Origin of the sequence: Dorea sp. AM13-35, assembly GCF_003473885.1 — a bacterium.
Classification (GTDB): domain Bacteria; phylum Bacillota; class Clostridia; order Lachnospirales; family Lachnospiraceae; genus Dorea_D; species Dorea_D hominis.
Genome location: NZ_QUCZ01000001.1, coordinates 403,584 through 417,774 on the forward strand (window position 1 = coordinate 403,584; position 14,191 = coordinate 417,774).

Annotated in this window: 11 protein-coding genes; 10 read left to right on the plus strand and 1 reads right to left on the minus strand. The window is 42.7% G+C overall.

Annotated features, from left to right (window positions below; all coding sequences use genetic code 11):
• Positions 1–15: 15 nt before the first annotated feature.
• The 10 genes from nifS to DW152_RS01990 all read left to right on the plus strand — a co-directional run bounded on the left by nifS (position 16) and on the right by DW152_RS01990 (position 9,825).
• The gene (gene nifS / locus DW152_RS01945) at positions 16–1,197 is read left to right on the plus strand and encodes a cysteine desulfurase NifS (protein ID WP_118287852.1); all 1,182 of its coding nucleotides are present in this window, start codon (positions 16–18) and stop codon (positions 1,195–1,197) included.
• A 44-nt stretch (positions 1,198–1,241) separates the two neighbouring features.
• Complete coding sequence (nifU, locus tag DW152_RS01950) at positions 1,242–1,685, plus strand: Fe-S cluster assembly scaffold protein NifU (RefSeq protein WP_021860518.1); 444 nt, start codon at positions 1,242–1,244, stop codon at positions 1,683–1,685.
• Positions 1,686–1,712: 27 nt separating this feature from the next.
• Positions 1,713–2,798 carry a tRNA 2-thiouridine(34) synthase MnmA gene (gene mnmA, locus DW152_RS01955; RefSeq protein ID WP_118287927.1) on the plus strand — a complete coding sequence of 362 codons (1,086 nt, stop codon included), beginning with the start codon at positions 1,713–1,715 and terminating at the stop codon, positions 2,796–2,798.
• Positions 2,799–2,846: 48 nt separating this feature from the next.
• Positions 2,847–3,650, plus strand: coding sequence for a histidinol-phosphatase HisJ family protein (locus tag DW152_RS01960; RefSeq protein WP_117537403.1), 804 nt, complete (start codon positions 2,847–2,849; stop codon positions 3,648–3,650).
• A 124-nt stretch (positions 3,651–3,774) separates the two neighbouring features.
• On the plus strand, positions 3,775–4,788 hold the full coding sequence (gap, locus tag DW152_RS01965; RefSeq protein WP_021860514.1) for a type I glyceraldehyde-3-phosphate dehydrogenase: 1,014 nt from the start codon (positions 3,775–3,777) through the stop codon (positions 4,786–4,788).
• Between the two features lie 70 nt (positions 4,789–4,858).
• A complete protein-coding gene (locus DW152_RS01970) occupies positions 4,859–6,052 on the plus strand; it encodes a phosphoglycerate kinase (protein ID WP_021860513.1) in 1,194 nt (397 codons plus the stop codon).
• A gap of 34 nt (positions 6,053–6,086) precedes the next feature.
• A complete protein-coding gene (gene tpiA / locus DW152_RS01975) occupies positions 6,087–6,836 on the plus strand; it encodes a triose-phosphate isomerase (protein ID WP_021860512.1) in 750 nt (249 codons plus the stop codon).
• Positions 6,837–6,922: 86 nt separating this feature from the next.
• Entirely contained in the window at positions 6,923–8,461 is a 1,539-nt protein-coding gene (gene gpmI / locus DW152_RS01980; protein ID WP_118287853.1) for a 2,3-bisphosphoglycerate-independent phosphoglycerate mutase, read from the plus strand.
• Positions 8,461–9,162: a TraX family protein gene (locus DW152_RS01985; RefSeq protein ID WP_118287854.1), complete on the plus strand. Its 702-nt coding sequence runs from the start codon at positions 8,461–8,463 to the stop codon at positions 9,160–9,162. Before gpmI ends, DW152_RS01985 begins: the two co-directional genes overlap by 1 nt.
• Positions 9,163–9,180: 18 nt before the next feature.
• Positions 9,181–9,825 (plus strand): HAD family hydrolase, encoded by a 645-nt coding sequence (locus DW152_RS01990; protein WP_118287855.1) that lies wholly within the window; start codon positions 9,181–9,183, stop codon positions 9,823–9,825.
• A gap of 94 nt (positions 9,826–9,919) precedes the next feature.
• Here the strand turns inward: DW152_RS01990 and DW152_RS01995 are convergent, their stop codons facing one another.
• Positions 9,920–14,164, minus strand: a complete 4,245-nt coding sequence (locus DW152_RS01995; RefSeq protein ID WP_118287856.1) for a 2-hydroxyacyl-CoA dehydratase — start codon at positions 14,162–14,164, stop codon at positions 9,920–9,922.
• Positions 14,165–14,191 lie beyond the last annotated feature (27 nt).

Below are 14,191 nucleotides of genomic sequence, written 5' to 3' on the forward strand. Positions count from 1 at the left end.
ATGGAGGAATTTATCATGGGTAAACTGTTATATCTTGATAACGCAGCAACAACAAAAACAGCACCGGAAGTCGTAGATGCAATGCTTCCTTATTTTACAGAGCATTATGGAAATCCTTCCAGCGTTTACAGCTTTTCGTCCGGTAATAAAGAAATGATCAGCAAACAGAGAGAAGCAATTGCTGATACACTTGGAGCCAGTGCAAATGAAATTTATTTCACAGCAGGTGGTTCAGAATCTGACAACTGGGCGTTGAAAGCAACAGCAGAAGCATATGCAGGGAAAGGCAATCACATTATTACAACAAAGATCGAGCATCATGCGATCCTTCACACTGCACAGTATCTGGAAAAAAGAGGATTTGAAGTTACTTATGTAGATGTAGATGAAGACGGAAAAGTAAAACTGGATGAATTAAAAGCAGCAATCCGTCCGACAACCATCCTGATTTCTGTTATGTTTGCAAATAACGAGATCGGAACGATCCAGCCGATCAAAGAAATCGGTGAGATTGCCAAAGAGCACGGTATTTTATTTCATACAGATGCAGTACAGGCATATGGACAGCTTCCAATTAATGTAGACGAGTGTCATATTGACATGCTCAGTGCAAGTGGACATAAATTTAACGGACCGAAAGGAATCGGTTTTCTTTATATCCGTAAAGGTGTGAAGATCCGTTCATTCGTTCATGGTGGAGCACAGGAGAGAAAACGTCGTGCAGGTACAGAAAATGTTCCGGGAATTGTCGGAATCGGAACAGCTGCAAAACGTGCTGCGAATACAAGAGAAGAGAGAGTGGCAAAAGAGATCGAGGTCAGAGATTATCTGATTGATCGTGTATTGAAAGAAATTCCATACTGCCGTCTAAATGGACACAGAACTGACAGACTTCCAAACAATGCCAACTTCAGTTTCCAGTTTGTAGAAGGAGAATCTCTTCTGATCATGCTGGATATGAAAGGAATCTGTGCATCCAGCGGATCTGCATGTACATCCGGATCTCTTGATCCTTCCCATGTACTACTTGCAATCGGACTGCCTCATGAAATCGCACATGGCTCTTTGAGACTGACGATCAACGAAGAGATCACAAAAGAAGACATTGATTACGTTGTGGATAATCTGAAAGAGATCGTGGCACACTTAAGAAATATGTCACCATTATATGAAGATTTTGTAAAGAAACAGAAATAAATAACAAAACACAGACAAGATATAAGATACAGGAGGAATTTAATATGTATTCAGAAAAAGTAATGGATCATTTTCAGCATCCGAGAAATGTCGGAGAGATAGAGAACGCCAGCGGAGTAGGAACAGTTGGTAATGCAAAATGTGGAGATATCATGAGAATTTATCTTGATATCGATGAGAACCAGATCGTGCGTGATGTCAAATTCAAGACATTTGGATGCGGAGCTGCTGTAGCAACAAGCAGTATGGCGACAGAACTAGTTAAAGGAAAGTCAATCCAGGAAGCAATGGAGGTAACAAATAAAGCCGTAATGGAAGCGCTGGACGGACTTCCGCCGGTAAAAGTACACTGCTCACTTCTTGCAGAAGAAGCAATTCATGCAGCACTCTGGGACTATGCAACAAAAAATGGTATTACGATCGAAGGATTAGAGAAACCAAAGTCTGATATTCACGAAGGTGAAGAGGACGAAGAAGAGGAATATTAAAGCCGGGAGACAAACATGGAAAAAAGCATGGATAAAAAGAAGGTAGTTGTAGGCATGTCAGGAGGAGTTGACTCCTCCGTGGCTGCCTGGCTTTTAAAAAAACAGGGATACGATGTAGTAGGGGTAACGATGCAGATCTGGCAGGATGAAGATGAATTTGTCCAGGAAGAGAATGGCGGATGCTGCGGTTTAAGCGCCGTAGACGATGCCAGACGCGTAGCAGCAGCAATCGGTATCCCTTATTATGTTATGAATTTCAAGGAAGAATTCAAAGAACATGTCATTGATTATTTTGTAAATGAATATAAAAACGGAAGGACACCGAATCCGTGTATTGCCTGTAATCGATATGTAAAATGGGAATCTCTCCTGAAGAGAAGCCTGGATATCGGAGCAGATTATATCGCGACCGGTCACTATGCGAAGATCGAACAGCTTCCAAACGGACGCTATGCGCTTCATACATCTGCAACCGGAGCAAAAGACCAGACTTATGCACTCTATAATCTGACGCAGGACCAACTTGCGAGAACACTTATGCCAGTCGGGGAATATACGAAAGACCAGATCCGTGAGCTTGCATCGGAAGTCGCACTTCAGGTGGCGCACAAACCAGACAGTCAGGATATCTGTTTTGTTCCGGATGGAGATTATGCTTCTTATATAGAAGAGTATACCGGAGAGAAGATACAGCCGGGCAATTTCGTGACAAGTGATGGAACTGTTGTAGGCAGACATAAAGGAATCATCCATTATACAGTAGGACAGAGAAAAGGTCTCGGACTTTCTCTCGGATATCCGGTATTTGTCCTTGAGATCAGACCGGAGACGAATGAAGTAGTAGTTGGTTCCAATGAAGAGTCCATGTCGCGTTATGTCCGTGCCAATGCGGTTAATTTCATGTCTGTGGAGAACCTTAAAGAACCGAAACGCGTCTGGGCGAAGATCCGTTATAATCACAGAGGCGCCTGGTGCATGGTAGAGAAAACAGGGGAAGATGAGATCCTCTGTACATTTGAAGAACCGCAGAGAGCAATTACGCCGGGACAGGCAGTTGTCCTCTATGACCAGGATTATGTGCTTGGCGGTGGAACGATCATCGGAGACCGCTAGAGAATACGAAACAGTAAATGAAAAACAGTGACAGGAGGAAATGCGATGATGCGGGCAGATGTGCATATGCATACGAATTTTTCACATGATTCAAAGTCCGCACCGGAGGAGATGATCCTTGGTGCGATAGCCAAAGGGCTTCAGGCAGTCTGTTTTACGGATCACCACGACAAAGATGATTTTGCATGGGGACCGGAAGAAGTGTTTGAGCCGGAAGAATATTTTAAAGTAATGCCGCCGCTGCGGGACAAATACAAAGATAAGATTGATGTACGGATCGGTGTAGAAATCGGACTTCAGCCTTATCTGGAACCGTTTTACCGAGAATTTGTAAAAAAATATCCATTTGATTTTGTGATTGGATCCGTACATTCCACACATAAACTGGATATCGCACACGGAGAGATCTTTGATGGAAAAACAGATGAAGAAGTTTACCGGGAAGTTCTGGAAGAGATGCTGGAAGATGTCCGTATTTATGAAGATTATGATGTGCTCGGACATCTGGATTATATGATCCGTTATGGAAAAGATAAAGAACAGGCATATTCGTATCTGAAATATGCAGAGCTGATCGATGAGATTCTGAAAAATATCATTGCAAAAGGCAAAGGACTTGAACTCAATATGGCAGGATTAAAATATGGACTTCCATATGCACACCCACACCCGGATGTATTAAAAAGATACCGGGAGTTAGGTGGAGAGATCATCACAGTCGGTGCAGACGGACACTGTCCGGAGCATATTGCATGGGATTTTGACAAGGCAAATGGCATTTTGCGGGCATGCGGTTTTACATATTATACAGAATTTAAGCAAAGAAAGCCTGTTTTTAAGCAACTTTCATAAAAATATAGAAGACACTTGAACTTTTGTACCAGATTTAGTACAATTAAGCCAGTTGGGAGTGCTTTAAAATGTTAAAGCGTTCACAATAAAGTACAGTTAGAATAAACTTTAGGAGGAATTGATCATGGCAGTAAAAGTAGCGATTAATGGTTTTGGACGTATTGGACGTCTGGCATTCAGACAGATGTTTGGAGCAGAGGGATATGAAGTAGTTGCAATCAACGACTTAACATCTCCTAAGATGCTTGCTCACCTGTTAAAATATGATTCATCACAGGGAAAATATGCACTGGCTGATACAGTAGAAGCTACAGAAGATTCCATCATTGTTGACGGAAAAGAAATCAAAATTTATGCAAAGGCTAACGCTGAGGAACTTCCTTGGGGAGAAATCGGAGTAGACGTTGTCCTTGAGTGTACAGGTTTCTACACATCTAAAGAGAAAGCATCTGCACACATCAAAGCAGGAGCAAGAAAAGTTGTTATTTCCGCACCGGCAGGAAACGATCTTCCTACAATCGTATACAATGTAAACCATACAGAACTGAAACCGGAAGACACAGTTATTTCCGCAGCTTCTTGTACAACAAACTGCTTAGCTCCAATGGCTAAAGCATTGAACGACCTTGCATCTATCAAATCTGGTATCATGTGCACAATCCATGCTTACACAGGAGATCAGATGACACTTGACGGACCGCAGAGAAAAGGTGATTTAAGAAGATCCCGTGCTGCTGCAGTTAATATCGTACCTAACAGCACAGGTGCTGCAAAAGCAATCGGTCTTGTTATTCCAGAATTAAATGGAAAATTAATCGGATCTGCTCAGCGTGTTCCAACACCTACAGGATCTACAACAATTCTTACAGCAGTTGTTGACGGAACAGTTACAGTTGACGAAGTAAATGCAGCTATGAAAGCAGCTTCTACAGAGTCTTTCGGATATAACACAGATGAGATCGTTTCAAGCGACATCGTAGGAATGAGATATGGTTCTTTATTTGATGCTACTCAGACAATGGTTCTGCCATTAGACAACGGAACAACAGAAGTTCAGGTTGTATCTTGGTATGACAATGAGAATTCTTACACAAGCCAGATGGTAAGAACAATCAAATACTTCTCTGAATTAGCTTAATTATGACTCAAAAAAGGGTCCGGTCTTATTGGACCGGGCCTCTTTTTTTGAATATTAGGAGGTAAACGATATGCTTAACAAAAAATCAGTTGATGACATCAACGTAAAAGGAAAAAAGGTACTCGTAAGATGCGATTTTAACGTACCGCTTATCGATGGTAAGATCACAGATGAGAATCGTCTTGTAGCAGCTCTTCCAACAATCAAGAAGCTGATTGCAGACGGAGGTAAGGTTATTCTTTGTTCTCACCTTGGAAAGCCGAAGGGAGAGCCAGTACCGGAGCTGTCTCTGGCACCGGTTGCAGTACGCTTATCAGAACTGCTCGGACAGGAAGTTAAATTTGCAGCAGACAGAGAAGTCGTAGGCGAGAATGCAAAAGCAGCAGTAGCTGCAATGAAAGACGGAGATGTTATTCTTCTTGAGAATACCCGTTACAGAGCAGAAGAGACAAAGAACGGGGATGCATTCAGCAAAGAACTCGCTTCTCTTTGCGATGTATTTGTAAATGATGCATTTGGTACAGCACATCGTGCGCACTGTTCCAATGTGGGTGTTACAAAATATGTGGATACAGCAGTTGTAGGATATCTTATGCAGAAAGAGATCGATTTCCTCGGAAATGCAGTAAACAATCCGACAAGACCGTTTGTTGCGATCCTTGGAGGAGCCAAAGTATCCAGCAAGATTTCTGTAATCAACAACCTGCTTGACAAAGTTGACACACTGATCATTGGTGGTGGAATGTCTTATACATTTGCAAAAGCAGAAGGTGGTACAGTTGGTAAGTCCCTTCTGGAAGAAGATTACTGCCAGTATGCACTGGACATGAAAAAGAAAGCAGAAGAAAAAGGTGTAAAACTTCTTCTTCCTGTAGATAACGTAATCGCAGATGATTTCTCTAACGATGCAAATATCAAAGTTGTAAAACGTGGCGAGATTCCGGACGGATGGGAAGGACTTGACATCGGACCAGAAACGATCAAGATTTTCTGTGATGCAGTAAAAGACGCAAAGACAGTTGTATGGAACGGACCAATGGGATGTTTCGAGATGCCGAACTTTGCAAAAGGAACAGAAGCAGTAGCAAAAGCGCTTGCTGATACAGAAGCTACTACAATTATCGGCGGCGGCGATTCTGCAGCAGCTGTTAACCAGCTTGGATACGGTGATAAGATGACTCATATCTCTACTGGTGGCGGTGCATCCTTAGAGTTCCTGGAAGGAAAGGAACTGCCGGGTGTTGCAGCTGCAAATGATAAGTAAAGACTTACAAATATAAAATTAGGGAGAGATAAAAATGGCTAGAAAGAAAATTGTAGCAGGAAACTGGAAAATGAACAAAACTCCAAGTGAAGCAGTTGCTTTGGTTGAAGAATTAAAACCATTAGTTGCTAACGAAGAAGTAGATGTTGTATTCTGCGTACCTGCAATTGATATCATTCCGGTTGTAGAAGCATGTAAAGGAAGCAACATTGAAGTCGGAGCAGAGAATATGTATTTTGAAGAAAGCGGAGCTTACACAGGAGAAATCTCTCCGGCAATGCTCACAGACGCTGGTGTTAAATATGTTGTTCTCGGCCACTCTGAGAGAAGAGAATATTTCGCAGAGACAAATGAGACTGTTAATAAAAAAGTCCTCAAAGCATTTGAACATGGTCTTACACCGATCATGTGTTGTGGAGAGACGCTTGAGCAGAGAGAACAGGGTGTAACAATGGATTTCATTCGCCAGCAGGTTAAAGTCGGATTCCAGAATGTTACAGCAGATCAGGCTAAGACAGCAGTTATCGCTTATGAGCCAATCTGGGCAATCGGAACAGGTAAGACAGCTACAACAGAGCAGGCTGAAGAAGTATGCGCAGGAATCCGTGCATGCATCGCTGAAGTATATGACGAGGCAACAGCAGAAGCAATCCGCATCCAGTATGGTGGATCTGTAAATGCAGGAAATGCTGCTGAATTATTTGCACAGGCAGATATCGACGGTGGTCTTGTCGGTGGAGCTTCCCTGAAAGCTGACTTTGGCAAGATTGTAAATTACAAATAATAAGTATTTTGACTGCTTCGATTTCTGTATGCAGGAATCGAAGCAGTTTTTAATTGCAAAAAACGAGAAAGGAGATACAATATTTTATGAGTAAAAAACCAACAGTTTTAATGATTTTGGATGGTTATGGATTAAATGAGAATACAAACGGTAATGCAGTCGCGCAGGCAGCCACACCGGTTATGGATAAATTAATGGCAGAATATCCTTTTGTAAAAGGAAATGCAAGCGGAATGGCAGTAGGTCTTCCGGATGGACAGATGGGTAACTCAGAAGTCGGACATCTGAATATGGGAGCCGGAAGAATCGTATATCAGGATCTGACAAAGATCACAAAAGCAATCCAGGATGGAGACTTCTTTGAAAATAAAGCGCTTCTTGCTGCGTGCGAGAATGTGAAGAATAATGGCAGCGCACTGCATCTTTTCGGACTGGTATCTGATGGTGGAGTACACAGTCATAATTCACATATTTACGGACTTCTGGAACTGGCAAAGAGACAGGGCATCGAGAAAGTATATGTACACTGCTTCCTGGATGGACGTGACACACCACCGGCATCCGGTAAAGAATATGTAGAAGAACTGGAAGCTAAGATGAAAGAAATCGGTGTAGGTAAAGTTGCATCGGTTATGGGACGTTACTATGCTATGGATCGTGATAACCGCTGGGATCGTGTCGAGAAAGCATACCGTGCACTTGTCTGCGGTGAAGGCGAGCAGGCAGTAAGCGGACCGGAAGGAATCAAGGCTTCTTACGACAAAGATACAACAGATGAATTTGTTCTGCCGACCGTTGTTGTTGAAGACGGGAAACCGGTTGCAACGATTAAAAATGATGATTCTGTTATTTTCTTTAACTTCCGTCCGGATCGTGCAAGAGAGATCACAAGAACTTTCTGTGATGACGCATTTGACGGATTTGAGAGAGGCGACAGAGTAAAAACAACATTTGTATGCTTTACAGAATATGATGTTACGATCGAAAATAAACTGGTTGCATTTGTCAAAGAAGAGATTACAAATACATTCGGTGAGTATCTGGCTGCACACGGTCTGAAACAGGCACGTATTGCAGAGACAGAGAAATATGCACATGTAACATTCTTTTTCAATGGCGGAGTGGAAGAACCGAATGAGGGCGAAGACAGAATTCTCGTTAAATCTCCAAAAGTAGCAACTTATGATCTGAAACCGGAGATGAGTGCATACGAAGTATGCGACAAATTAACAACTGCGATCAAATCTGATAAGTATGATGTTATCATCATCAACTTTGCAAATCCGGATATGGTAGGACATACCGGAGTACAGGAAGCTGCGATTAAGGCAGTGGAAGCAGTTGATGAGTGTGTTGGCAAGGCGGTGGAAGCTTTGAAAGAAGTTAACGGACAGATGTTCATCTGTGCTGATCACGGAAATGCAGAACAGCTCATTGATTATGAGACAGGAGAACCATTTACCGCCCACACAACAAACCCGGTACCGTTTATCCTTGTAAATGCTGATCCGGCTTACAAATTAAGAGAAGGTGGATGCCTGGCTGATATCGCTCCAACACTGATCGAATTAATGGGTATGGAGCAGCCAAAAGAGATGAATGGCGCTTCTTTACTGGTGAAATAATGAACCGTGATACATGTAAATACATTGCAATTCTGACAATGGTTTGCAATCATATTGCCCGGATGTTCTTGACACCGGGCAATTTTTTATATGAGAGCTTAAGCGACATCGGATATTTTGCAGCAATGACCATGTGCTATTTTCTTGTGGAAGGGTATTATTACACGAGAAGCCGGAAAAATTATGCAGGAAGATTACTTGTTTTTGCAGTCCTTTCGCAGATTCCATATAGTATGGCGTTTCGGGATGGACAGTTAAATATGCTGTTTACATTGCTTTTATGCCTGGCGGTTCCGGAGCTTATAGAACGCCCGATGGCAGAGTGGGAACACAGGATTTCTCTGGTTCTGATTTTTGCAACCAGTTTCTTTTGTTGTTGGAAATTAATTGCGCCACTTGGCGTGTATTTATTTGTCCGTTATCGTGGTAGGAAAAAAGAGCTTGCAAAGAGTTATGTGATCGTGATAATTTTATTTATGATTTTAAATTTCAGTACCTATATAAGTGCGCATGGAATTTTTAAAGCGGCATGCCTCGCCTGCGGAAACGGACTTGGAATCGCCTTGTCCGGGATTATACTTTTGTGCTATTATAATGGAAATCAGATGACAAAGTTCAGAAAGTGGAACCGGTGGTTTTTCTATATATTTTATCCGGTGCATTTGCTGATTCTATGTCTGATTCGCTATATGATAAAATAAATCAGGGGGAAGAAGCTCATGGAATATAACACATTTTTATTTGACCTGGACGGGACATTAATTGATTCGTCAGAAGGGATTATCAATTCAGTTATTTATGCGTTGAAGAAATTCGGAATCGAGGAGACGGAACGTGAGAAACTGTATGCGTTTATCGGACCGCCGCTTACGGAATCTTTTACAAAATATTATGGATTTTCTGAAGAAGAAAGCTGGAAAGCGGTTGACGCTTACCGCGAGTATTATCAGGACAAAGGCATTTTTGAGTGTAAGCTGTATGATAGGATACCTGATGTGCTGAAAGCCGTTAAACAAGCAGGAAAAAAAGCTCTGGTGGTAACTTCCAAACCGGAAGTATATGCAAAACAGATTATGGATCATTTCTCGCTTACGCCGTATTTCACATACGTTGCCGGAATGGAACTGGATGGTGGCAGAGGGACGAAGGCGGAAGTGATAGAATATGCTTTTCGTGAAAATGGCATTACAGATCTGAAAAATGTGCTTATGATCGGAGACAGAGAATATGATGTTATCGGCGCGCATAAGATTGGAATAGACTGTCTTGGCATTTTATATGGATTCGGAGACAAAGAAGAATTTGCACAGGCAGGAGCCGATTATGTAGAGGCAGATGTTGCGGATATACTGAAATATGTATGATGCCGTAATTTCTGGTGTAATTGGAAATAAAAAATGACACAGAGAATAAATTAAAAGTAATTTTTCTCTGTGTCGTTTTTATATTGAAACTTTATTACTGATTTAAATTCTTATTAGCCGTAGACAGCATCAGTTTGATACGGTTCAGCTGGTTTACTTCACTGGCGCCCGGATCAAAGTCGATAGCGACAATGTTGGACTGTGGGTAGCGTCTGCGCAGTTCCTTGATAACGCCTTTTCCTACGACGTGGTTTGGCAGGCAGGCAAACGGCTGTGTACACACAATGTTCGGTGCGTCACTGTGGATCAACTCTAACATCTCGCCGGTCAGGAACCAGCCTTCACCGGTCTGGTTTCCGAGAGATACGATCTTGGAAGCCATCTTGCCAAGATTTTCGATCTTAGCCGGTGGATCGAAGTGTTTACTTGCTTTGAATGCCTCTGTTGCCGGTGCACGAAACCACTCCAGTGCCTTGATACCAAGATTGCCGAGTGTGGCTTTGGATTTCTTAAATCCAAGTTTTTCTACCTTGAAGTTCTGGTTATAGAAGCAATAAAGCAGGAAGTCCAGAAGATCCGGAACAACAGCTTCGGCACCTTCACTTTCCAGAAGTTCTACAAGATAGTTGTTTGCCGCCGGAAGGAATTTGACAAGAATTTCTCCAACAACACCGACACGCGGTTTCTTAATATCCAACAGTTTAATGTTGTTGTCAAAGTCTTCGATGATCTCACGGCACAGTTTCTTGAATTTGCGTCTGGACGGATATCCGGAAGATAAAAAGTCAATGCAGACTTTCTTCCATTTCTCATGCATGGCATTTACAGCACCTTTTTCGGCTTCGTAAGGGCGAAGTCTGTAAGTACATTTCATGAAAATATCTCCAAATATAGCCGCATATACGCCACGGAGTGCGAGAGAAGGTGTAATCTTAAATCCAGGGTTGCCTTCCAGTCCGCTTAAGTTGATGGAAATTACCGGAATATGTGCATAACCGGCTTTCTTAAGGGCACGGCGGATAAATCCGATATAGTTCGAAGCACGGCATCCACCACCGGTCTGGCTGATGATCACAGCAATCTTTTCAGTATCGTATTTGCCGGAAAGAATTGCCTCCATGATCTGTCCGACAACCATCAGAGATGGGTAACATGCATCATTATTTACATATTTAAGTCCTACGTCAACAGCCTGTTTGTTGTCATTCGGAAGTACTTCGATGTTATATCCGGAAGCACGGAATGCAGGCTCCAGAAGTTCAAAGTGGATTGGTGACATCTGCGGGCAGAGGATCGTATAGTCTTTACGCATTTCCTTTGTGAAGGAAACTTTCTTGATCGCGGAAGACTGGATATGTCTTTCGTCTTTTCTCTGTTCTCTGACACGGATCGCAGCCAGCAGAGAGCGGACACGGATACGTGCAGCACCTAAGTTATTTACTTCGTCAATCTTCAGAGAAGTATAAATCTTATCTGAATTTGTAAGGATCTCAGCAACCTGATCTGTCGTAACAGCATCTAGTCCACAGCCGAAAGAGTTAAGTTGGATGAGATCCAGATTATCTACTGTCTTCACATAGTTTGCGGCTGCATAAAGGCGGGAGTGATACATCCACTGATCCATAACATTTAATGGACGCTCGACAGGATTCAGATGAGAAATCGAATCTTCTGTCAGAACTGCAATGTTATAGGAGTTGATCAGTTCCGGGATACCGTGGTTGACTTCTGGATCAATGTGATATGGACGTCCTGCAAGGACAATGCCGCGGTTGCCGGTCTCTTTAAGAAATTTAATTGTCTCTTCGCCTTTTCTGCGCATATCTTCACGACATGCTTTTAATTCTTCCCATGCTGCATGTACAGCAGTGTCGATCTCAGCTCCGGAAATATCAAATCTTTCGCAGAGTTCTTCTTTTAAACGATAGCGGATCGTCTCTTCGCTTTGCAGGGAGAGGAACGGATGAATGAAATTCACTTCGCCCTGGACGATCGCATCAATATTATTCTTAATATTCTCCGGGTAGGAGGTTACGATCGGACAGTTATAGTGGTTATTTGCTTCTTCAAACTCATTGCGCTCATAAGGAATACTTGGATAGAAAATATTCTGTACGCCCTGGTTGATCAGCCACTGTACATGTCCGTGCGCAAGTTTCGCCGGATAACATTCGGATTCACTCGGTATGGACTCAATTCCCAGTTCATAAATCTTACGTGTAGAAGCAGGAGAGAGCACAACGGAAAATCCTAATGTATTGAAAAATGTAAACCAGAACGGATAGTTCTCATACATATTCAGTACACGTGGGATACCGATCGTACCGCGTTTTGCATCCTCGGCTTTTAATGGTTCATAATTAAAATAACGTTCTAATTTGTAAGCAAAAAGGTTTGGAAGGTTATTTTTTGATTTTTCTTTGCCCAGTCCTTTTTCACAGCGGTTTCCTGTAATAAATCTGCGTCCGCCGCTGAAATGATTGATCGTCAGACGGCAGTTATTTGTACATCCTCGACATTTAGTCATTGTTGTAGAGTATTCTAGCGCTTCAATGTCCTCAATGGAAAGCATCGTAGTACCTTCACAGTCAACATAACGTTCTCTGGCAATGAGGGCAGCTCCGAATGCTCCCATGATACCGGCAATATCCGGACGTACGGCTTTGCAGTTTGCGATTTTCTCAAAACTTCTGAGAACGGCATTGTTATAGAAAGTTCCTCCCTGCACAACAATATGCTCACCGAGCTCGGATGCGTCGGAAACTTTGATTACTTTAAACAATGCGTTTTTGATAACGGAATAAGCAAGACCGGCAGAAATATCGGAAACTTCTGCGCCCTCTTTCTGCGCCTGTTTTACTTTGGAATTCATAAATACCGTACAGCGGGTTCCGAGGTCGATCGGATTTCTTGCAAATAATGCTTCCTGTGCAAAATCTTCTACACTGTAGTTCAATGATTTTGCAAATGTCTCGATGAAAGAACCGCATCCGGAAGAGCATGCTTCATTGAGCTGTACACTGTCAACTGTATGGTTCTTGATCTTAATACATTTCATATCCTGACCACCGATGTCAAGGATACAGTCTACATCCGGCTCAAAAAAGGATGCAGCATAGTAGTGGGAAACTGTCTCTACTTCTCCCTCGTCCAGCAGAAGAGCAGCTTTGATCAGCGCTTCGCCATATCCGGTCGAGCAGGAGTGAACAATCTCAACACCTTCCGGCAGTTTACTGTAAATATCCTTGATCGCACGGATTGTTGTACCAAGCGGATCTCCTTCGTTATTATGATAGAAAGAATAAAGCAGTGTGCCGTCTTCGCCGACAAGAGCAGCCTTTGTAGTTGTTGAACCGGCATCGATTCCCAGGAATGCTTTTCCTTTATAAGAGGCAAGGTCGCCCATCGGTACCTGGTCTTTGTCGTGACGTTCTTTAAATTCTTTGAAATCCTGTTCCGTTGCAAATAATGGTTCCATACGTTCTACTTCAAATTCCATCTGGATCTTGCCTTCCAGACGCTTTTGCATCTCCTGTAAGGAAACGTGCAGGTCTTTTTTTGAATTCAGTGCAGAACCAATCGCTGCAAATAAATGTGAATGGTGAGGAGCAATCGTATGCTCATCATCCAGTTTTAAAGTACGGATAAATGCTTCCTTTAACTCGGAAAGGAAGTGTAACGGTCCACCTAAGAAGGCAACGTGACCACGAATCGGCTTTCCGCAGGCAAGACCACTGATGGTCTGGTTGACAACAGCCTGAAAAATAGAAGCAGCCAGGTCTTCTTTGGAGGCTCCTTCGTTAATAAGTGGCTGGATATCCGATTTGGCAAATACACCGCATCTCGCGGCAATCGTGTAAAGCGCCTGATAATTCTTTGCATATTCATTAAGACCAGAAGCATCTGTCTGTAACAGAGAAGCCATCTGATCAATGAAAGAACCGGTACCACCGGCGCAGACACCGTTCATACGCTGCTCTACATTGCCGCCTTCAAAATAAATAATCTTAGCATCTTCTCCGCCAAGCTCAATCGCAACGTCTGTCTGTGGTGCGTAATCCTGTAATGCTGTAGATACGGCAATAACTTCCTGGACGAACGGCACTTTCAGATGTTTGGCAAGTGTCAGTCCGCCGGAACCGGTAATGACCGGGGATGCGTAAACAGGTCCGACTTTATAAATGGCACGTCCTAACAGATCGGACAGTGTCTCCTGGATATTAGCAAAATGTCTCTCATAATCAGAAAAGACTACTTCATTATCAGAATCTAACAAAGCAATCTTCACGGTAGTAGAACCAATATCGATCCCCAGTGTGTATACTTCGTTTTGGCTCATAATATGTACTCCTTATCTAGTTAAATA